This is a genomic window from Bacillus sp. FSL K6-1000 (genome assembly GCF_038630785.1).
Lineage (GTDB): Bacteria > Bacillota > Bacilli > Bacillales > Bacillaceae > Bacillus > Bacillus safensis.
This window is the reverse complement of record NZ_CP152042.1, coordinates 1,030,748-1,052,207: the sequence shown is the minus strand read 5'-3', so window position 1 is coordinate 1,052,207 and position 21,460 is coordinate 1,030,748. Positions and strand designations below refer to the sequence as shown.

At 40.9% G+C, this 21,460-nt stretch carries 22 protein-coding genes; 10 read left to right on the top strand and 12 right to left on the bottom strand.

Features of this window, described 5'->3' with window-relative positions:
• Positions 1 to 7: 7 nt before the first annotated feature.
• A complete protein-coding gene (gene lepB, locus MHI46_RS05275; RefSeq protein ID WP_039177636.1) occupies positions 8 to 520 on the bottom strand; it encodes a signal peptidase I in 513 nt (170 codons plus the stop codon).
• Positions 520 to 1,137 carry a TVP38/TMEM64 family protein gene (locus tag MHI46_RS05270; protein WP_342503147.1) on the bottom strand — a complete coding sequence of 206 codons (618 nt, stop codon included), beginning with the start codon at positions 1,135 to 1,137 and terminating at the stop codon, positions 520 to 522. The genes lepB and MHI46_RS05270 overlap by 1 nt, the downstream gene beginning before the upstream one ends.
• Before the next feature lie 157 nt (positions 1,138 to 1,294).
• On the opposite strand from MHI46_RS05270, the gene MHI46_RS05265 reads away from it, so the two are divergent.
• Positions 1,295 to 1,663: a hypothetical protein gene (locus MHI46_RS05265; protein WP_059374641.1), complete on the top strand. Its 369-nt coding sequence runs from the start codon at positions 1,295 to 1,297 to the stop codon at positions 1,661 to 1,663.
• Positions 1,664 to 1,725: 62 nt separating this feature from the next.
• Here the strand turns inward: MHI46_RS05265 and MHI46_RS05260 are convergent, their stop codons facing one another.
• The 3 genes from MHI46_RS05260 to MHI46_RS05250 form a co-directional block, all read right to left on the bottom strand.
• On the bottom strand, positions 1,726 to 2,682 hold the full coding sequence (locus tag MHI46_RS05260) for an LCP family protein (RefSeq protein WP_039177632.1): 957 nt from the start codon (positions 2,680 to 2,682) through the stop codon (positions 1,726 to 1,728).
• 178 nt (positions 2,683 to 2,860) lie between these two features.
• Positions 2,861 to 3,139 (bottom strand): barstar family protein, encoded by a 279-nt coding sequence (locus MHI46_RS05255; RefSeq protein WP_342503243.1) that lies wholly within the window; start codon positions 3,137 to 3,139, stop codon positions 2,861 to 2,863.
• A gap of 65 nt (positions 3,140 to 3,204) precedes the next feature.
• Positions 3,205 to 4,374: an MFS transporter gene (locus MHI46_RS05250; RefSeq protein ID WP_342503146.1), complete on the bottom strand. Its 1,170-nt coding sequence runs from the start codon at positions 4,372 to 4,374 to the stop codon at positions 3,205 to 3,207.
• A 145-nt stretch (positions 4,375 to 4,519) separates the two neighbouring features.
• Here MHI46_RS05250 and MHI46_RS05245 point away from each other — a divergent pair, with 145 nt between their 5' ends.
• Positions 4,520 to 5,959, top strand: a complete 1,440-nt coding sequence (locus MHI46_RS05245) for a PLP-dependent aminotransferase family protein (protein WP_342503145.1) — start codon at positions 4,520 to 4,522, stop codon at positions 5,957 to 5,959.
• Between the two features lie 30 nt (positions 5,960 to 5,989).
• On the opposite strand, the gene MHI46_RS05240 is transcribed toward MHI46_RS05245, so the two are convergent.
• Together MHI46_RS05240 and MHI46_RS05235 are read right to left on the bottom strand one after the other, a co-directional pair.
• Positions 5,990 to 6,472: a hypothetical protein gene (locus tag MHI46_RS05240; protein ID WP_039177626.1), complete on the bottom strand. Its 483-nt coding sequence runs from the start codon at positions 6,470 to 6,472 to the stop codon at positions 5,990 to 5,992.
• A 322-nt stretch (positions 6,473 to 6,794) separates the two neighbouring features.
• Positions 6,795 to 7,373, bottom strand: coding sequence for a competence protein ComK (locus MHI46_RS05235; protein ID WP_039177625.1), 579 nt, complete (start codon positions 7,371 to 7,373; stop codon positions 6,795 to 6,797).
• A 289-nt stretch (positions 7,374 to 7,662) separates the two neighbouring features.
• Here MHI46_RS05235 and MHI46_RS05230 point away from each other — a divergent pair, with 289 nt between their 5' ends.
• Positions 7,663 to 7,899 (top strand): IDEAL domain-containing protein, encoded by a 237-nt coding sequence (locus MHI46_RS05230; RefSeq protein ID WP_008348804.1) that lies wholly within the window; start codon positions 7,663 to 7,665, stop codon positions 7,897 to 7,899.
• 56 nt (positions 7,900 to 7,955) lie between these two features.
• Here MHI46_RS05230 and MHI46_RS05225 read toward each other — a convergent pair whose 3' ends face one another.
• A complete protein-coding gene (locus MHI46_RS05225; protein WP_024425480.1) occupies positions 7,956 to 8,816 on the bottom strand; it encodes an SDR family oxidoreductase in 861 nt (286 codons plus the stop codon).
• A 142-nt stretch (positions 8,817 to 8,958) separates the two neighbouring features.
• Here MHI46_RS05225 and MHI46_RS05220 point away from each other — a divergent pair, with 142 nt between their 5' ends.
• The 4 genes from MHI46_RS05220 (at position 8,959) to MHI46_RS05205 (ending at position 14,056) form a co-directional block, all read left to right on the top strand.
• Entirely contained in the window at positions 8,959 to 10,491 is a 1,533-nt protein-coding gene (locus tag MHI46_RS05220; protein ID WP_099663119.1) for an FAD-dependent oxidoreductase, read from the top strand.
• Positions 10,492 to 10,581: 90 nt separating this feature from the next.
• The gene (locus MHI46_RS05215) at positions 10,582 to 11,877 is read left to right on the top strand and encodes a globin-coupled sensor protein (RefSeq protein WP_039177621.1); all 1,296 of its coding nucleotides are present in this window, start codon (positions 10,582 to 10,584) and stop codon (positions 11,875 to 11,877) included.
• Between the two features lie 61 nt (positions 11,878 to 11,938).
• Entirely contained in the window at positions 11,939 to 12,523 is a 585-nt protein-coding gene (locus MHI46_RS05210) for a histidine phosphatase family protein (RefSeq protein ID WP_059376272.1), read from the top strand.
• Between the two features lie 387 nt (positions 12,524 to 12,910).
• Entirely contained in the window at positions 12,911 to 14,056 is a 1,146-nt protein-coding gene (locus MHI46_RS05205; protein ID WP_047202379.1) for a S8 family peptidase, read from the top strand.
• Between the two features lie 47 nt (positions 14,057 to 14,103).
• On the opposite strand, the gene MHI46_RS05200 is transcribed toward MHI46_RS05205, so the two are convergent.
• The gene (locus tag MHI46_RS05200; protein ID WP_064498263.1) at positions 14,104 to 15,387 is read right to left on the bottom strand and encodes a M48 family metallopeptidase; all 1,284 of its coding nucleotides are present in this window, start codon (positions 15,385 to 15,387) and stop codon (positions 14,104 to 14,106) included.
• A 177-nt stretch (positions 15,388 to 15,564) separates the two neighbouring features.
• Here MHI46_RS05200 and MHI46_RS05195 point away from each other — a divergent pair, with 177 nt between their 5' ends.
• Entirely contained in the window at positions 15,565 to 15,972 is a 408-nt protein-coding gene (locus MHI46_RS05195) for a hypothetical protein (protein ID WP_039177616.1), read from the top strand.
• A gap of 93 nt (positions 15,973 to 16,065) precedes the next feature.
• Here the strand turns inward: MHI46_RS05195 and MHI46_RS05190 are convergent, their stop codons facing one another.
• From MHI46_RS05190 to MHI46_RS05180, 3 genes are all read right to left on the bottom strand, one after another.
• Positions 16,066 to 17,619, bottom strand: coding sequence for a fatty acid--CoA ligase family protein (locus MHI46_RS05190; protein WP_342503144.1), 1,554 nt, complete (start codon positions 17,617 to 17,619; stop codon positions 16,066 to 16,068).
• Between the two features lie 176 nt (positions 17,620 to 17,795).
• Entirely contained in the window at positions 17,796 to 18,785 is a 990-nt protein-coding gene (locus MHI46_RS05185; protein ID WP_024425472.1) for a lipoate--protein ligase, read from the bottom strand.
• Positions 18,786 to 18,787: 2 nt separating this feature from the next.
• Positions 18,788 to 19,531: an MBL fold metallo-hydrolase gene (locus tag MHI46_RS05180; RefSeq protein WP_047202380.1), complete on the bottom strand. Its 744-nt coding sequence runs from the start codon at positions 19,529 to 19,531 to the stop codon at positions 18,788 to 18,790.
• 156 nt (positions 19,532 to 19,687) lie between these two features.
• On the opposite strand from MHI46_RS05180, the gene yhfH reads away from it, so the two are divergent.
• A complete protein-coding gene (yhfH, locus tag MHI46_RS05175; protein WP_008359029.1) occupies positions 19,688 to 19,825 on the top strand; it encodes a protein YhfH in 138 nt (45 codons plus the stop codon).
• Between the two features lie 339 nt (positions 19,826 to 20,164).
• Complete coding sequence (locus tag MHI46_RS05170; RefSeq protein ID WP_047202364.1) at positions 20,165 to 21,454, top strand: cation:dicarboxylase symporter family transporter; 1,290 nt, start codon at positions 20,165 to 20,167, stop codon at positions 21,452 to 21,454.
• The last annotated feature ends 6 nt before the right edge of the window (positions 21,455 to 21,460 follow it).

The window sequence follows — 21,460 nt, the reverse complement described above, 5'->3', positions numbered from 1 at the left end:
CTCTTTTTTATTCATCCTGATTTCTTTTGACACCAACTACTTGATCTTTTGAAATCGTTCCAAAATGCCGGCTGTCAAAGCTATGTATTCGGTTATCTCCGATCACGAAGTAATGGTTTTTTTTGATTTTATCATGTCCTGTGATGGCTTTCAGCTGAAAATCCCCTGTCAGGACATTCCCCATTTTATGTTTTTTCTGCTCTTTTAAATAGGGTTCTTTCCATTTTGCACCATCCACAAATAGCTGATCATCGACATACTTGATCGATTCTCCCGGGAGCCCAATGACCCGTTTGATCAAAATTTGATTTTTTGGTCCGTGAAATAACACATAATCAAACCGGCTAATTTTCGTGAGTTTTGGCGAGAACTTGTTGATTAATAATTCTGTTCCATCTGTAAATGTGGGGTCCATACTAACCCCTTCTACTTTATACTTCACAAACATGAAATTCTTTACCTGGAACAATAAGACGATGCATGTAATAATCATCAACCATAGCAATGGCTTCTTTTTCATTAAGAGCCTCCTTTGTCCTCACGCTTGCTCATTCGAATGTTCAACCTATTTTCTACTCTCTTTCCAACATACCATAATAAAATGATAACTAGAACCGCAAAAACACTTCTTAACGGATTCTTTACTAAAGCAGAAAGGTCATAACCAATAAAACTAATGATAAAGAGCATAACACACTTACCAGCTAAAGCAGCTAATGAAAATTGCCACATGCTAATTCTTGATAAACCTGCGACCACATTGACGGCAGCAGAAGGTGTAAAAGGAAAGCAGAGTAAAATAAATAACGGACCAAATCCCCGTTTCTCTACCCAAAGCATTAATTTCTTAATGGAAGGGTGTCTGCTAATAAAGTTCAGCATTCTCATCTGTCCAAATTTTCTGATCAGTAAAAAGACAAGAATAGAACCTGCACTTGCACCGATCCAGGTTAATAAAAAGCCTTCCCAAAGGCCGAATGCATTTGCATTTGCCACCGCAAACGCCACGAGTGGTAAAAAAGGAAGAAATGCTTCAATCAGAGGAAGCAATATAGCGACAATTGGTCCAAAGGCCTTGTAGCTTTCAAAAAATGATGTGATATTTTCATGAGTAAATAGAGAAAGAAATGATGTCAACTTGTTTGACTCCTTCAAGGTTTGTCTACATTTCATTTTACATGGAAAACATAAAAATATACAAATAAATCCCACTCGCCCCCCTTGAGATTTTTTGACTCATTCGATATAATAAACAAGAACATTTGTTCTATTTATAAAGAAAGCAGGCTTGGACATGACGAGACTATCAAGAGTACAGCTTCAAATGATGGAACAGGCCATCTTTCTTCCTATGGTCATCTCCATCCTCAATCGTGATCTGACACACTTAAAACAACATCAAACATTTAAATTAAATGAACCATACATTCAGCTTGTGACCTCTGTGTTAAAGGAAGCACAGAAAGCACTTTATGAACTGAAGCAGCATTTACGTAAAGAAAGTATGAAAGTACAGCAAATTGAACACGATGAGGGATTTACAACGTATCTATTTATCATAAATGGCTATGAAGAAAAGCATAAATACTTTAATCCGCGTATACGTCACCGGGTAGAGGAACTGCTGACTCGATATTTTCTCCAACAAACAAATGAACTATAGGCTGAAATGTTGCGCGTTACACATGCAAAAAAAGCCTGCCGCGGCGGCAGGCTCCTACTTATTTATGATAATTCAAGCTGTTTTCTCAGCTCTGTTCTCACTTCGTTTAATCCTGGTCCATCTAACTCAAAATAATACACATTCCCAGGCTGATAATCATGTCCCTTTAGCTGAATGGTATCTACTGATTTCAATGAGCTCAGTAATGGAAAAAGACCGATGAACTGTTTCATGGAAAGATTGGTTGAGACATTATCACCAAGCGTATCAATGATGTTGTCGTATGACGGGATCGAAGAAATCGATTTAGATTTTTCAAAGATGGCTTGAAGTGCTTCCATTTGGCGCTTTCCGCGCATGAGATCACTGTCTGCTTTTCTCGTTCTCACAAAGGCTAGAGCTTCTTCGCCATTCAGTCTATGAGTGCCTGTCTGTACTTGAACTTTTCCTTTTGAATCCTTTTCCATCTGTTTTACGATGCTTTCATCTTCAATCGTTACATCAATTCCGTTTAGCTCATCCACAATGTCTTGAAATGCCTTAAAGTTACCTGAAATCACATAGTCTACAGGAATGTTCAACAAGTTTTCGACCGTTTTGACTGACAAATCTGCACTCCCAAACGCATGGGCGTGAGCAATTTTATCATATCCTCTTCCCGGTATATCCACATAAGAATCACGAGGAATACTGAGAAGCTTAATGGTTTTGTCTGTTCGGTTCACCGCCGCCAGTAAGACCGCATCACTTCTTGCTTCGTCTACCGTTTCACCTGGACGGCTGTCAATTCCAAGCAGCAGCACCGAAAAGCTGTCTTTTCCTGGATCAAACGCTTTTACACGCTTTTGCGAGGTGTCTCCTCTTTCTAATGATACTTGCGCCTTATTCGACGCTTTTGAAATTTTATAATATGCGTATCCAGTCACGGACACTGCCATCACCATGACAAATGCCATGATAAACAGCACGGCTTTTACCCAAGGTCTCAGTCTTCTTTTTGATCTTGTTTTTTCCTTCATCCTTTCCGAACCCTCACTCTATCTTAGTCTATCAATGTAGGTCCCACTATAACATATTTTGATGAAAGTTTCCTTCATACAACATATTTTTATGAATCCACAATCTTAAACATCAGACAGCTCACCTATTTACAAATCAAAATCAAAAAACAGCCTGCGGCAGCGGCTGCTTTTTCCATCATGATTGAATATCAAATTGAAATTGTCCCTTCAGTTCTTCTTCTGCTTCTTGAAATAACTGACGCAAGCTCTCAGCATAATCGCCAAGAGCGTCTTTGCTCGTTTGAAAATTCACCCATGTCAGTTCTACTGGAAGATCCACCTCTCCTGTTAAACAGTCCCAAAGAGCATCAAGGTTTTTCCCGTAATAATCAGAAAGGTGTAAAACGGTTTTTAGCTGATCATGAAGCTCTTCTTGCGACCTGCACACTGCGCCGTCCAGCTGCACTTTTTTCATGTTCATCTTCCCCTCTCCTCTCTATATTTTAAACGAATTGGAGGAGAAAGAGAAAGATCGACACCTTACTTTTGTTTCTGTCTGACACCTGAGATGAATAGAATGAGGCAGGCAGCCAAAACGAGCAAGAAAAAGAGGATTAATACGAGCTGAGTACCGTAAATATCAGCGAAGAGGCCAACAAACACACTTGGAATACCAAGACCTAAATAAGCAAACAAGTAATACCCTGCAACGGCTCTAGCCGCCTCTTTTTTCCCCCGCTCAACAATGAGCTGAAGTCCACCTAAATAAGTAAATCCATAGCAGGCAGTACCCGCCAGCATCGTTCCAGCAAGCAAAAGGAAGATAGATTCGCTGTTTGCACCGTATAGCAAGAGGCCATATCCGCATGGAAGACAGATAAACCCCAAAAGAAGCGCTGTGCTGCTATTCATCTTGCGCACAAAGGGCTGCATCAGGACACCTGCCATATTAATCAAAAAGAGCGCCGGTCCTACCCACAATTCATAACCATTTAATTTAAGCTGTGCTGGCAAAATTGAAATGACAAGGCCGCACACCGACCACGCGATAGCAATGGCTGCATTCGCCGGCATTGTTCCTTTTGGAAATCTTGGCATGTTCATCATCGGTTTACTTGAATCTCCTTGGACAGGCGGCACGAAAAAGAAGACACCCACAATAGTTAAGAACAAAAAGGCCAGCACAATCCAATAGCTAAGCGGCGTGAGAGACACACGCTGAAAAGAAAGAAGTGCCGTAAAAAGAGCACCGCCCCCAAATCCAACCGAACTGCATAATGCAATAAAAGTTGGAATCCAGCTTGATTTCTCAGGATATAAAGCAATCAAATATGCGGTGCATGTTCCAACACTAAGACCAAGACCGACACCTTGCAGCAGCCGGGCAGCAAAAAGCATCTGTATGGAAGGATGTACAATCATCAACAAGGTGGCACATAACGAAAAGCTAAGCGCAACCAATAAAATCGGTTTGCGTCCAGCCCGGTCAGAAATACCGCCAAGAAAAAGCAAAACTGGAATGAGACCGAAGACATACGCGGCAAATACAAGTGCTGTTGCCGCCTTTCCGTACCCTGCTTGTTCTGCATATGCCGTATAAAGGGGCACTTGCAGATTCACAGCAATCGTAATCATAAAAAGACCAAGTAAAACGAAAATAAACGGGATGATGGATAAGTGTGCCGTTTCTTCTTTGGATGCTGGGATCATTTGACTCTCTCCTCTATATCATTACATATGAGAACAGTGTACACACCATTTGGCTTACTTCCTACATCCAAAAACGGCACTATTGACCAGTCCATAATTCCGTGCCATCATCATCTTATGATGTGAAAACGAGAGAAGGTGCACGATGTATATTCATTTAGACCGTTCAAGCGCTACCCCGCTCTGGCAGCAAATCGTGAATGAGATCATTCAAAAAATTCATTCACAAAAACTGCATCCCGACGATCAGTTAACACCGACAAGAGTGCTCGCACAGGAGCTTAATGTATCAAGATCAACCGTTCAGCTTGCCTACGATGAGCTGCTGGCAAGAGGCTACGTCAGCACATCTAGGAGAGGCGGTACAAAGGTCATTTCAAGTGATCAATATACAGCTTCCCCTCCCCATCAAAGTGAACCGCCTTTCCCACCTCCGATAAGACCTCACTTTGAAGAAGCCGAAAAACAAATGGACCATTGGCTGTCAGCCAATCATTTTCATGAGAAGCTCGATATTGATTTTCGTCATCAGGAACCGGCGATCGATGAACACTTTCAAAACATATGGAAACGCTCCCTCATGAAAGCATTACAGCGATTAGATATGAAGAATTGGGGCTATTCCTCCCCGCATGGATTATGGGAAGTGCGTTCAGAAATACGCCAATATTTATCTGTTGAGCGCGGGATTGAAGTAGAAGAAGATCAGATGGTGTTAACAGGTGGCACCCAGCAAGCCATTGATTTGATTTCACAGGTATTGCTTAAAAAAGGGGATACAGTAGCTGTTGAAGATCCAGGTTTTCCTGGGGCAAGGCTGTCGTTTATGCATCGCGAAATGAACATTCACCCCGCACCAGTTGATGAAGAAGGAATGATGGTGAATACATTGCCCCAGCGAACAAAACTGATTGCTGTGACGCCCTCCCATCAGCGTCCAACTGGAGTATGTATGAGTGTAAACAGAAGGCAGCAGCTGCTAAAGTTTGCTGTCAGCCATCAGTCTTATATATTAGAGGATGATTTTGATGGAGATTATCGTTACCATGGCGGGCCGCTCCCTTCCCTATTTTCAGAAGCACCCGAGCATGTGATTTACATCTTAAGCTTCTCAAAGGTGCTGGCGCCTGGCATCCGGCTTGCTGCCATTATCGGTACCAAAGCAGTCATAAAAGAAATTGCCGCACTGCAATCACTCATTCAAAGACAGCTGCCCATTATGGAACAAATCACACTCGCTTCTTTTTTCAAAGAAGGAGAATTCACGCGGTATGTCAGGCGAATGAGACAGCTGTATAAAAAAAGACAGGCGGCCATGATGGAAGCCCTTCTCGCACATCAATTTGACAAACACTTCCGTATCTATGGAACCGATACGGGCCTTCATGTCTTTTTAGAAGGAACACCAGACTTTGATGAAAAAGGAAGCATTGAAGCAGCAAAAGCAGCTGGCGTTGGCATTTATCCATTAAGTCCTTATTGTTTTGAAAGCAATCGAAAAGGATTACTGCTAGGATTCGCCTGTACGGACGAAAGTATGATTCAAGAGGGCGTTCGCCGTTTAAAGAAAATACTGCACATCTAAAAAGCCTGGAAGTAAACCTTCCAAGCTTTTTTAGGATGATTGCTGAATCTGACCTACTTCTTCAATAAATGCGGCTGTCTGCTGCAAGCCATCCTGAAAATGATGGGTAGCGGATATAAACAGCTTTTCTTGATCGGGATGCTTCAAGAGCTTCTCCACCTTACTAACCCCTTTTTCAAATGAAGCCAGGCCCGTCTTTAATTGTTGATCGGCCTTTTGATAAGCGGCTGGAACCTCTTGATGATCAAGCCCTTTTTGAATCACACGATCAAATGCTTTCGTCGCTTCTGTCAATTTTTTATTTGTTTGAATTTTTCCATGTCCATCTGAGATAAACTGATCGGTCATCTTTTCATATGATTCATTTAACTCATCCATATAAGATTGAACCCATTGTTCATAAGCAGCTTCTTTTGCGTCTTGTTTTGAAGGCGATTGACCTGCTTGCTGACAGGCTGCTAGTAATGTCACTGTTAGGATAAATAGCAGCACCAAATGTGATTGTTTTTTCATACAGAGCCTCCATTTCTTCATCCCATTCGTTCATATCGGTCAAATATAAGCATCCTTTACTACATAAAAATACTTCGCAAGAAATGATTTCTTTTATTGTAACAGACAAGCTCGTGTCACTTCTGTGATTTATGAATAAATAGATGAAAATACGTCTAAGGATTCACATTTCCCTGTCATTTCCCAATACAACCAATAGACGACGAGACATACGTATTTGGTTTCAATGAATTCATCTTTATGATAGATGTTCCCCTTTTTGCATTGCATGAAGTCCATATGAGATAAGAGGTCCAGCGGCTGCTCTGCCGCTGGCTTTTGATTAATATCTGTTACGAAGCTCCCTTAATATAAAATCGTAAACGAGATTGAGCTGTTGTTCCTTTGGATACAGCATAAATTCTTGTTTCTTAGGAAGACCTCCATCAAGACGATCTTGAAATTTCGTTCGGAGATATGCTGTTCGGTGCACCTGACTCTCAAATGATTTATATGAGACATCAAGTTTGATGGTTTGCTCATTTGTAAAGGTGACCACCGTGTCTCCGAGGGATGATTCCTGGAAGGTATGAATGTATTTGTGGGAGATCCAGCCGCACTGAGGACGGTTGGATGAATAGGTTGGGAAGAAATACAGATGGTTGGATGAGTCAATCACAATTGGGGGTTTGTGAGAAATTCCTGTTACTTCGTATGTTCCCGCCTTTCTGCCTGCATAGCTTGAGCCGAAGAATCTGCAGCTGCGTTCAATAATTTGCAGGGGCTTTAATTCAACATAAAAGCTTGTCTCTCTTTCGATGACTTTTGAATATACTCTTTTTCCTTCTTCAACTGAAAGGACCGCCATTGTTGTTTGATTAATGACGTATGAATCTAAAGGTGTTTCACTAATTCCTGACACTTCATTTCCTCCTGTGTTAATATTTGGTTATTTAAGATACTATTAATCTATCACCAACATATAAGAAACGACAGGATTTTTTCAAAATTTATTAAAAATCATCTTTTTATCATATTTTTTAGTCCATTCGATCTATCGAAAAGCTTTTTTTAAAGATATATCACATTCTGTCGATTGGACAAGTGATGTCGATTCTGCTCAAAAATAAATTGTCTAAAAATTATAAATTCTTGTTGATTTTTTCTCCGCCAATCCATATACTATAAAAAAGGCATCGGGGGGATTCTTTATGAAAGAGAAAAAAACGTATGCTGAGCTCATGAAGTCCCGCAACACCCAAAAAACCGAAGAAAACGGCGTCACCATTTTAGACATCTATATTCAAATGGTTTTAGATGAGGCGCTTTATAAACAGCGCTTAACCTTCCTAAGAGAAGAGATTGATAAGGCACTGGATCAGCGTGATGAAAAGCGATTCAATGACTTGTCAGCTCAATATGCAGAACACTGCTTACATCAATCATGATGATTTTACTTGCGGCAGAGAGACAGCAACTTGTCTCTTTACCGCAAGTTTTTTGTTTATCCATTTAAAATGGTTCCGCCATTCACATGGAGCATTTGTCCATTCATATAAGATGAATCTTCACTTGCTAAAAATAAATAACTCGGTGCAAGCTCTACTGGCTCACCAGGACGCTCCATTGGGACATCCCCGCCAAATTCAGAGACTTCTTTTTCCGTAAAGGTTGATGGAATCAGCGGTGTCCAAATGGGACCCGGTGCTACCCCATTCACTCTAATCCCTTGTTTAATGAGCGATAAGGATAATGATCTCGTAAATGTCACGACCGCCCCTTTTGTAGATGAATAATCGATCAATGTTTCATGCCCTTTATAGGCGGTGACAGATGCTGTATTAATAATACTGCTTCCTTTTTTTAAATGAGGAAGAACAGCCTTTGTTAAATAAAACATGGCAAAAATATTCGTTTGAAACGTCCGAAGAAGCTGATGTGAGGTAATTTGCTCAATGCTTTTTTGCGGATGCTGTTCCCCGGCGTTATTCACCAAAATATCAATGGAACCAAATGCATCTTTTGTTTTTTTGACGACCTCATTTGAAAAAGCCTCATCCCCTAAATCACCTGCAATTAAGATGACACGGCCTCCCGCTTTCTCAATATAGTCCTTTGTCTCTTCGGCATCGCGATGTTCACTTAGGTACACAATGGCGACATTGGCACCTTCCTTCGCAAATAAGACAGAGACTGCTCTACCGATCCCGCTGTCTCCACCTGTCACAATGGCTGTTTTTCCTGCTAACTTTTTATCCTGCACCTCACGATCAAAGACAGGTCTAGGGTTCATTTTATATTCAAGACCAGGACGTTCATTTTGGTGCTGAGGCGGCAATGTTTTCTTCGGCTGCTTTGTTGACACGTTAGTCCACTCCTTCCTTTTATCTTGTTTATTTTTATGTGCTGGCTCCTTTTTTATGTATGACGCCCTTGTTTCATTACAGATGTATGATTTTCATCATTGTGGAAAAATTATACACAACAAGTTAAGTGGAGGCGACAACATGGAACAAGAACATAAAGGAATGGAAGAGGCAAAATCGTTATGGCTGTCGGACAGCCGGAAGCATTCTTTTTCTTCTGTCAATGAAGATCTCACAGCAGATGTGATCATTGTCGGCGGCGGTATTACCGGTATCGCTGCGGCCTTTGAAATGACAGAGCGAGGATTAGATGTGATCATCATTGATGCCGAACAATTGCTGCAAGGCACGACCGGACACACAACGGCTAAAATCACCTCACAGCATGATGTGTACTATTATGAGCTGATACAGCAGATTGGCATGCCAAAAGCACGTTTGTATGTAGAAGCAAACGAAAAAGCAAAAGACCTCATTCAAGCTCGTATCAAAGAGCACGACATCGATTGTCAGCTAGAGATAAAAGATGCGTACCTTTATACAAAGGAAGAAAGCGGTGTAAAAAAGTTAAAGAAGGAATTAGATGCCTACAAACAGCTTGGTATTGACCGGGAATGGAAAACAGAGCTTCCTTTTGACGCTGACATCAAAGCAGCCCTTGCGATGACGAATCAGGCACAGTTTCATCCCCTTCATTATCTCAATGCGCTAATTGACAAGCTCCTCGAGCGAGGTGTACGGATCTTTGAACAAACAACCGCTGTTGATGTAAAAGAAGGGAACCGGCCTGCTGTCGTCACAAAAAACGGACATCATCTGACAGGGCGCTACATCATTTCATGCTCACACTTTCCTTTTTATGATGGGAAAGGACTTTACTTCACCCGAATTCATCCAGAACAATCCTATGTCGTAGCAGCCAAAACGACGAAGCCTCTCCCAGACGGGATGTACCTCGGAATTGATCAGCCTGCTCACTCTTTAAGAACGGCAGAATGGCACGGCGAGGAAGTTGTCCTCATCGGAGGAGAAGGTCATAAAACAGGACAAGGCGGAGATGAATCCGCTCACTATGAAGGACTAGAAACGTTTGGAGACGCCACCCTTGGAATTGAAGAAGTGCTGTATCGCTGGTCGACACACGATATGGTCACAATGGATCAAATCCCTTACATTGGCCGCCTGACCAAACACCACCAGAATATCTTTGTTGCGACCGGCTTTAGAAAATGGGGCATGACCACAAGCCACGTAGCTGCTACTCTTATCGGTGATTTAATTGAAGGAAAATCGAATCCATACGAATCAATTTTTACGCCATCAAGACCTGTTACTGACTCTTTCGTCAAAGATTTCATAAAAGAAAATACCAATGTCGCTGCCAAGCTGATCAGTGGTAAATTCAAACGAACTGATCAAACAATCGATGATTTACAACCAGGCGAGGGCGGCATTATCTCGTATGAACATAAAAAGTGCGGCGCCTATAAATCAGAGGATGGAAATGTCTTTCTTGTCGATACCACGTGTACTCATCTAGGCTGCGAAGTCGCTTGGAATAATAGTGACCGCACTTGGGATTGCCCGTGTCACGGTTCACGTTTTTCTATTACTGGAGAAGTAGTAGAAGGCCCTGCTAAAAAACCACTAAAAAGGTCGTATAAAGAACAGTAAAATTTCACTCTTCCCCTTTAAAAAATCCAATATTATCCGATAAAAAACATAAAGTCTGATATTTGTGATGATTATGGGGGGACAAACAAATTGTTATTTAAAAAAGAACCGAAAAGAAAAAACACTGCTTTTTTCACAGAGCAGGATGATGGGATAAAACGAATCAATTTCTCGAACAATACGGACATCGCTAAACAAATCAAAATGATCGACCTGACGCAGCATGACCTATTGATATTAAAGCAGCTCAATTCAATTGTTCAGGATGATATTGCACATATCGTTGATAAATTTTATAAAAATTTAGAAGTCGAGTCTTCCTTGATGCATATCATTCAAGACAATAGTTCTGTCGATCGTTTGAAAAAAACACTCCGCATTCATATTAGCGAAATGTTTGCAGGTGTGATTGACGAAAACTATGTGGCAAAACGCATTAAAATTGCTCAAGTTCATTTACGGATTGGACTCCAGCCTAAATGGTACATGGCCGCATTCCAAGACCTTCTGCTATCAATTATGGATTTATTCGCTAACCATATCCAAGATTTCAAAGAATATCAGACAGCAGTCAAAGCGACAACGAAAATTTTAAATTTAGAGCAGCAGCTTGTCCTAGATACATTCCAAAATGAATATTCTAAAATTCGTGATGAAGCAGAAGAGCAGCAGCAGGAGCTTCATACAAAAATCACGGAAACTTCAAATTCGCTTGCTTCTCTCTTCTCAAACACAACAAGTGCAGTTGACAAGCTTGTCTCAAAATCGGATGAGATGGCGGACATGTCACAAGCTGGAACACAAATTTCAGCACAGGTTGAAGAAAAATCAATCGGCGGTAAAAAAGAATTAGAAATTCAGCAAACACAAATGAATCAAATTGACGGCAGCATGACAAAGATTGAAACAGAAATTAAGCGCCTTGAAGAAATCGCTAAACAAATTGAACAAATCTTTGGGATCGTTACAGGTATTGCAGAGCAGACGAACTTGTTATCTTTAAATGCCTCAATCGAATCTGCACGAGCAGGTGAACACGGAAAAGGCTTTGCTGTCGTTGCAAACGAGGTGCGCAAATTATCAGAGGACACAAAGAAAACGGTTTCAACTGTATCTGAACTCGTTAACAATACCAATTCACAAATCGCCATTGTGTCCCAGCATATTGCGGACGTGAACTTACTTGTGACAGACAGTAAAGAAAAAATGACTCAAATCAATTCACTCTTTGATGATATCGTCAGCAGCATGAACTTAAGCAAAAACCAAAACGGAAAAATTGAAATTGACCTTCAGACCTTCCTTAACGAATTGAAGGAAGTCAAACAAACGGTGTCTCAAGTCGCAAGCTCCGTCGAATCCTTAACTAGCCTGACAAATCGCTAATACAGCCTTTTTTCTTCTGCTTTAGTATAATAGAAGAAAAGATAGAAAAGGCGGGATTTGATTGACAACAATTTGCCTAGTCAGACACGGGGAAACAGATTGGAATGCAGCGAAACGAATTCAAGGACGAACAGATATCCCTTTAAACGACAAAGGTAAATGGCAGGCTGAACAAACTGGACTTTACTTAAAGGATGTCCATTGGGATGTTGTCATTTCCAGTCCACTAACAAGGGCAAAAGAAACGGCACACTTGATTTTAAATCATGTCCATGCCCCACTTGTCATCATGGATGATTTCATTGAACGAGATTACGGTGACGCTGAAGGCATGTCGTTTGAGGAACGTTCAAAGCTGTTTCCAGATAAACAGTATCCAAATATGGAACCACTTGAGACGATTCAAAACCGAATGTTAGAAGGTATTGAGAAAGTCAGAGCCGCCTATCCTGATCAACATGTCCTGATCGTAGCTCACGGCGCTGCTATCCATGCTTTACTCACCACTTTGGCTGATGAACATATGGGTCTACAGAACACGAGACTTGTCAATGCTTGCTTAAATTATGTGGAATGGTCAGATGGTAAATGGAAGGTTCGTGATTACAATGTGGTCAGCCATTTAACTCAATCCACCCCTTCTTAAAGAGCCTGTTATCTTAGCAGGTTCTTTTTTATGACAAAAACAATGATAAAATAATATTTTTTTATATCGAAATTCGAAATAGATGCTAGACAATTCTACCTATTTTATGGCTTTTCGGGTATCGAATATTTAACCGGAAATGGATCATGAGAAAAAAAGCACACTCCCTTTTTAATAGATCATCGCTGAAATGATAGAATAAACATATTTTACCACCAGTTCCAAGTGACTTAATTCCCCAATTTTCGCTAGGACTTTCACAAAAATTCAGGTCTACTCTTATTTGCCTACTTCCCTTAAACTGAATATACAGAATAATCAAACGGATCATTCTATTAGACTACGGATGATTATTCTGAAATAAGAAAAAAGGGATGTGGAATGTGCGTGAAAAAGAAAAATGTGATGACAAGTGTTTTATTGGCTGTCCCTCTTCTGTTTTCAGCAGGGTTTGGAGGATCCATGGCAAATGCCGAGACGGTCTCCAAAACAGATAGTGAAAAAAGCTATATTGTTGGTTTTAAAGCCTCTGCCACCACAAACAGCTCTAAGAAACAAGCTGTCATTCAAAATGGTGGAAAACTAGAAAAACAATACCGCCTCATTAATGCTGCACAAGTGAAAATGTCCGAACAAGCCGCCAAAAAACTTGAACATGACCCTAGCATTGCTTACGTAGAAGAAGACCATAAAGCAGAAGCATATGCACAAACCGTCCCTTATGGAATCCCTCAAATCAAAGCTCCAGCTGTACACGCTCAAGGTTATAAAGGTGCTAATGTCAAAGTAGCTGTCCTTGATACTGGAATCCACGCTGCACACCCTGATTTAAATGTTGCAGGCGGTGCGAGCTTCGTCCCTTCAGAGCCAAATGCCACCCAAGACTTTCAATCACATGGAACTCACGTAGCTGGAACCATTGCTGCCCTTGATAACACAATTGGTGTACTCGGGGTCGCTCCAAGCGCTTCCCTATATGCTGTAAAAGTATTAGACCGTTATGGCGACGGACAATACAGCTGGATTATTAGCGGTATTGAATGGGCTGTAGCCAATAATATGGATGTCATCAATATGAGCTTAGGCGGACCAAGCGGTTCAACTGCGCTTAAAAATGCCGTCGATACAGCGAATAACCGTGGAGTCGTTGTTGTGGCAGCCGCAGGTAATTCTGGCTCTAGCGGCTCTAGCAGTACAGTTGGCTATCCAGCAAAATACGATTCTACAATTGCTGTTGCCAATGTAAACAGTAACAATGTCAGAAACTCATCTTCTAGCGCAGGTCCTGAATTAGATGTTTCTGCACCTGGTACTTCTATTTTAAGTACAGTGCCAAGCAGTGGATACACTTCTTATACTGGAACATCTATGGCGTCTCCTCATGTAGCAGGAGCAGCAGCGCTTATTCTTTCTAAAAACCCGAACCTAACAAATTCACAGGTTCGCCAGCGCTTAGAAAATACAGCGACACCGCTTGGTGACTCATTCTATTATGGAAAAGGGTTAATCAACGTTCAAGCGGCTTCTAACTAACCAAGTGTGATAAAAAAAATCCGGCTGATCCAGCCGGATTTTATTTATTACTGCTTTTTAGGCGGCTTCTCTTTTTCCGCCGCTTTTTCCATATCCATGATTCTCTCCATCATGGTTGGGTGTCCATAACGGAAAATCTTCACTAGAAACGGTGGATTCACCTGGGACAATCCTGATTTTGCAAGTTTTTGAAAAGACGTTACGCCCGCCTCCCCGTCTTTTGTCATGTTCACCGCATATTCATCGGCTGCCCGTTCTTGATGCCTTGACACTGCATTTGTAAAAGGTGAAGCTGCAAATGACAGCATCGATACGATGATTAAAAGAAGCGGAAGAGCAGCAATGTCGTGTGACACCTTCAGACGAAATGTGGCTGCCCCTTTTTGATAAAGATAAAAATAAAGACGATCGATCGCAAATAATCCGGCCAATGACAGCACTAAATATCCTGCTAATCCAATATAAACATGTTTCATGACGTAATGTCCCATTTCATGCGCCATGATAAATAAAATTTCGCGGTCTTTCAGCTTTTGCAGTGTTGTGTCCCATAAGACAATACGCTTATTTTCACCAATTCCTGTGACATAAGCGTTCATCGTGTTCGTTTTCTCAGACATATTGACCTCATACACATGATCTGCCGGAATATGCGCTTTGTCTGCAAGCGTTAATATCTTCTTCTCAAGCGCTTGATCCTTTAGTGGATAAAAATTGTTATATAACGGATCAATGACGACCGGCTGTATAAAGAAGAGAAACAGCGTAACTGGGACTGTCAAACACCACGCATACAGCCACCAGCGTTTTCTTCTCTTTTGAATCAGCCAAAAAAACACAATTGCACAAAGGGCAAGGAGCGGATATTGAATCCAAAAATCCAGTGTTTGATCTTTCAACCAACTTGCCGTACTTTGTGCAGATACTCCGTAGTGCAAAGACAGCTGATAGCCAATCCACTTCATTGGGAATGAAATGAGCATTGTTAGAAGCGACAGCACAAACACGTACACAAGTTTGCTTAAAAACGTGAAACGAGCTGCTGACAGGCTCCAGTCTGCTATTTTCCGTGAAAACCCTGAAATGAGCAAAAGGAAAAAGACATACCAATCTAATGGGATGGTTATGAAATACAGCAGGTTCCGTATGTTCGAGAAATTCTCGCTGATCGCAAGCTCATGACTTGTCATAAAAGTATGCGGATCTGCACTTGTCCCTTTTACACTTTCAGGTACCGATGAATCCCCCATTAGAAACAAATATGAATAAATAAAAAGACCGTACAATATGTATGCTACCGTTGCAAGAGCTACCCATTTACGTACTCGCACAGGTCAGCCTCCTTTCCATTCCTCTCTCTATTCTAATCACTCTTTTTTTCGTTTAGAACCTGTCTCATGTGGCTCCATCATAGCATGCCCCATCTGAAAAAGCTTTCGCGAAAAAAATGATTATGCGACTTAAAAATCGGAGAAGCTACATGTATAACAGTGAGTTGGAGGATCAAAATGAAGAAAATCCTTGCAGGAGTTGTGATTTTGGGACTTTTATTCATCACCTTCTTTTATGTGTTCAGCCGGACGAGCGAAATCTTTGATGAGAATCGAGCAGAAAAATTGCTGCTCTCGCCAGCGAATGAAGCCATCTCGTATGAAATAGATGATAAGGACACAGCAGAAGATCTAATTGAAGAATTAAATAAAGGCAGACAAACAAGCAATCATCTCAAGAAAAATTTAAAAAAGCCCGATTATATCGCCAAAGTGATGTTCGGACGAACAAACGGCACCACCTTTCAGCTTTGGACCAACCGATCACAAGTCGTTTTTTTAGTTGATGGAACGTTTTATGAACTGAATCAAAAACAGTCGAAATCTTTTCAGAAACAGTTAAAAGAAGCCATTCAAAAGAGCTAAAATGATCTTTTTAGCCCTTTGTCTTCTTTCGGCGTGAGATGCAAGGATTTGTCTACATGCTAAGGGAGCCTCCTCATCAGAGACTCCCTTTTTTTATTTACTTTCTTCTGCTTGATACTTTTCCTTTAGCGCTCTTCTTAAAATTTTACCTGTTGTGTTTTTAGGAATATCATCTATGAAATGGATCGTTTGGGGCTGCTTATATTTCGCTAAATAGCGTGAACAATGTGTAATGATGTCTTCTTGATTGATGTGAGCATGTTTCTTAGGGGAAATGTAACAGACGACTGCCTCTCCTGTGTTTGGGTCTGGCACACCGATGACAACGGCTTCTGCTACAGCTTCATGTTGATAAAGTACCTCTTCTACTTCTCTTGGATACACATTATAACCGCCAACAAGAATCATATCCTTTTTCCGGTCGACAATATAAATATATCCTTCTTCGTCTCTTCTCGCCAAATCGCCAGTATACAGCCAGCCGTCTCTTAGTGCAGCTTCCGTATCTTCTGGCATTTGGTAATAGCCTTTCATGATGTTTGGCCCTTTTGCTATCAGCTCTCCGACTTCATTTGGACCGACTTCTTCTCCTAGTTCATTCACTATTTTATTCTTCACATTCATAATGTCAGTCCCGACAGAACCTGGTTTTCTTTTTCCGTCAAGAGGATTAAATGCAGTCACTGGTGATGCCTCTGATAATCCATAACCCTCAAGGACCGTAACACCGAACTTTTTCTCAAAGCCATGAAGTAAGGCAACAGGCATCGAGGCACCGCCTGATATACAGATCCTCACAGATGCCATCGCTTTATCATGCCCCTCCTGGCGGTACAAATAGTTATACATGGTGGGCACACCAACAAATAGCGTTGGCTTCTCTTTTTCCATCATGCGCAAAAGCTCTGAAGGGCTGAAATGCGGCAAGACATAAATCGTCGCACCATGAATCAACGGTGCATTCATGCAGACTGTTAAACAAAAAACATGGAACATTGGCAAAGCGGCAATGACCTTGTCCTTTTTATCAATCGATAAATACTCAGCGACATCTCTAGCATTTGAATAAAGGTTGAAATGAGTCAGCATTGCACCTTTTGGTTTTCCTGTCGTGCCAGATGTAAATAAAATAACAGCGGTATCATCTGGCTGAATGGAAGGATGTACATTCTCATTCGCAACACCTGACACAAGCTTTCCAAAGAAAACAAGTCGATCAGATACTTCCTTGAAGCTTGATCTGCACGCCGATTCATTTTCTGCACAAATGATGACTCTTTCAATGGACGTAAGCTGCTCATACACCTGCTCGTACACTGGCAGAAGCTGTTCAGGCGCCACAATACCTTTTACATCGCCTGTGATGAGCATATACCCAATTTCACTAGGTGTATATGTTGGGTTAATAGGTACTACGACAAGCCCTGCCTTTAATGCGCCAAAAAAAGAAATGACAAAATGCGGTGAATTTCCTAAAATAAGCGCGATATGATCCCCAGCTTGAAACCCTTCGTTGACTAATCCATCTGCAAAACGCTCGATACTTGTCATCAGCTCTCGATAGGTCCACTTCTTTCCTTCAAAGATCAGTGCGATATTTTCTCCCTTCGTCATCGCCGTCTGCTGAAGATTTTTGATCAAATCCATTCTCCCACCCCTTACATGTCATCAATGAATGAATGAATGACCATTCATTTTATGGCCGAACATTCCTCCTTTCTATTATAATAGACAATCGAAAAAATCCACAAGATCAAATGTAAATCGCTTTCATTTCCTTCAATCAAAAAAGCACCGCTATCTCTAGCCGTGCTTTCACGCGATTAATAAATCAAATCAAGAAAATCCTCTTTTGATACGTTGCCGAAATAGTGGCGCATATCCATATCTTCTAAGACGTCACTGATCGTTTTACGATCATATTGCTGTCCAATGAGCCGCTTCTCAATATCGGCAATATCCCCTACGCCAAAGAAATCACCAAAGATTTTGCAATCCTGGATCATCCCTTTTTTCACTTCTAATCGCAAATCAATGGAGCCTGCAGGGAATCTCTTAGAATGCTGTAAATTAAATTTCGGTGAACGGCCATAGTTCCATTCCCATTTTTGATAGCGATCTCGGGAAATTTCGTGAATCTTTTCCCAATCCTTTTCGGTCAGGCGATATTGAGGCACGTCCCCATTTGTATCAAAAATGTAGCTTAAAAGAATTTTTCTAAACTCTTCTGTTGTCATTTTTTGATCCATCAGTTCACTGATATTGGCAACCCTGCTTCTAATCGATTTGATGCCTTTTGATTCTATCTTTTCTTTTTTCACATTTAAAGCCGAAACGACATGTTCAATCTCTGAATCAAATAGCAGCGTGCCATGGCTGAAAATACGTCCTCTTGTTGCAAACTGGGCATTTCCAGAAATTTTACGTCCATCTGCCATGATGTCATTTCTGCCGCTCAATTCAGCTTTAACACCTAGCTTTTCAAGCGCTTTGATGACCGGCTCTGTGAACTTTTTAAAGTTATGGAAGCTGTCCCCATCATCTTTTGTGATAAAGCTGAAGTTTAAGTTTCCTTTGTCATGGTAAACTGCACCACCGCCAGATAAGCGGCGCACGACTTTGATTCCGTTGTCTTCCACGTACTTCGTGTTGATTTCTTCTATTGTATTTTGGTTCTTTCCAATAATGATTGACGGCTGATTGATGTAAAACAGCAAATACGTTTCTTCTGGATCTAAATATTTTAAGCAATATTCTTCAATTGCCAAGTTAATCATTGGATCATAATGTTGTTCGTTATCGATAAACAGCATCTCTATCTTCCTTCCTTGTTCCATCTAAGCCCTGAATGGGCAAGCTGTATATTGCCAGTATATAACGCCTGTGCTTCATTGACTAGGTCTTTATGACGGCCAAAATGAGGCAGATGGGTGATGATGAGTTCCCCAACATTTGCTTCCTTTGCAATCTTCCCTACCTCTGTACTGTTCATATGTCCAGCACCTGATCCATCCTGTCCAGCATAAAAATTGCTTTCGGCTATGAGCAGATCTGCCCCCTTGCTAAATGGAATAAATGCCTCCTGATAGCTTGAGTCTGCTGTATACACGACCACAGCATCCTCTGCCTGAATTCTCATAGCATAGCATTCTGCTGGATGAACCGTTTTCAAAAAATCAATTTGAAATGGTCCAAGTTGAATCCCTTCTTCTGGCTGATAAGGCTTTGCCTTTGTATGTACATCATCAGAAAGCCGTCCAAACGCTTCTTGATCACCAGTATGTCCATAGATTGGAAGCGGGCCGCTGCTTTTTCCTAAATGATATCCCACTAGCTTCGCATATTGGAGTGGTCCGATATCTGCAATATGATCGTGGTGATAATGAGAAAGGAGAACAGCATCTAGTTCTTCTATATCAATGTATTGCTGAAGCTTTGAAAGAACACCGCTTCCGCAGTCTACAAGAAGACGAAAGCCGTTTGATTCAAAAAGGTAGCCTGATGTCGCTTCACCTGCTGCCGGAAACCCTCCATAGCATCCAATTACGGTTAATTTCATCGTCATTTTTCCCTCCTTTTCTAAAAATCCCCTTCTTACAATATACCCATTTTTCACGAAAAAAGCATTCTTCTTGCCTATTGTTACAAAACAGATTGACAATTATTAATCTGTTATAATACAATGATAGCAACAAAACGTATTGGAGGATGACAAATGCTAGGAAAAATCACAGAGTTTTTTAGAAATTTGCCCTCAAAGAAATGCACAAAATGTGGAAATGATTTAATGGAACAGCATGAGTGTTACGGTAATGAATGTGAGGAATGCTCACAAGTAAGTTATCTTAAATAAGGAAATAAATTGAATAAAAAAGCACTTTTTCCCTCCTCCGTCAGTTGGAGTCAAAAGTGCTTTTTATTTTTTCTGAAAAATAGGTAAAAAGGTAAAACCCTTGTCACAAAAGGGTTTTTTAGTATTTTTATATGATGAGTTTTAGTTCTGAAGACACTTTTTATTGACTAAAAACAATGAAGGAGGTTCTAAATGTCTATTTTTTCTAACAATTTTGTATTTTCTTAATATAATTTTATCGTGGACGAACCTCTTTAATTTTAGTTATACTTTAATTCATATATTAAAACTTAATATGATGGGAATATTCCTTTAATGAATATGTTAGGGAGGAAATCTATGAAAAAATTAAAATTTGGATTGGCTACTCAAATCCTAATCGGTCTTATTCTCGGTGTCGTTGTTGGGGCAATCTTTTTCGGTAACCCAGGAGTCGAGACATACTTAAAACCAATTGGAGACTTCTTCTTAAGACTCATTAAGATGATTGTCATACCAATTGTCGTATCCAGCTTAATTTTAGGTGTTGCAGGTGCGGGTGATGGTAAAAAAGTAGGGAAACTAGGTTTTAGAACCATTCTTTATTTTGAAATTATCACAACATTTGCGATTATCCTTGGCCTTGTCCTAGCAAACTTTGTACAGCCTGGTGCAGGCGTTGACTTTGGACATGCGGAAAAACAAGATATTAGCCAGTATGTTGAAACGGAAAAAGAGCAAAGCAGCAAATCAGTTGCTGATACGTTCCTTCATATCGTTCCAACGAACTTCTTCCAATCATTGGCGGAAGGTGATTTGCTTGCGATTATTTTCTTCACTGTGCTATTTGCACTTGGCGTTTCAGCGATTGGTGAACGCGGTAAACCAGTGCTCGCCTTCTTCGAGGGTGTATCACATGCCATGTTCCATGTCGTTAATATTGTGATGAAAGCTGCACCATTTGGTGTATTCGCACTCATTGGTGTGACCGTATCAAAATTTGGTCTTGAATCTCTTATTTCATTAGGTAAGCTTGTAGGTCTTGTTTATTTTGCGCTCGCTCTTTTCCTTATCGTTGTATTCGGAATTATCGGAAAGATGATTGGCGTCAATATTTTCAGATTTCTTGCTTACATGAAAGACGAAATGCTTCTTGCCTTTAGTACATCGAGCTCTGAAACAGTTTTACCAAGAGTTATGGATAAAATGGAGCGCATCGGATGTCCAAAAGGAATTGTTTCGTTCGTTATCCCAATCGGTTATACGTTTAACCTGGATGGCTCCGTCTTGTATCAAGCCATTGCTGCGCTTTTCCTTGCACAGGTATATGGCATTGACCTCACGATCGTCCAGCAGCTTACACTTGTTCTTGTACTGATGGTAACATCGAAAGGAATGGCTGCCGTTCCTGGTACTTCATTTGTTGTATTACTCGCGACATTAGGAACGATCGGTGTACCTGCTGAAGGTCTTGCATTTATTGCAGGTGTGGACCGTATCATGGATATGGCACGGACTGTTGTGAACTTAACAGGAAATGCACTTGCAGCTGTTGTGATGTCTAAATGGGAAGGGCAGTATGACCCTGAAAAAGGACATCGCGTGATGACAGGACAAGATGTACCTGAGCCAACACAGCTTTCAAGCTAATGAAAA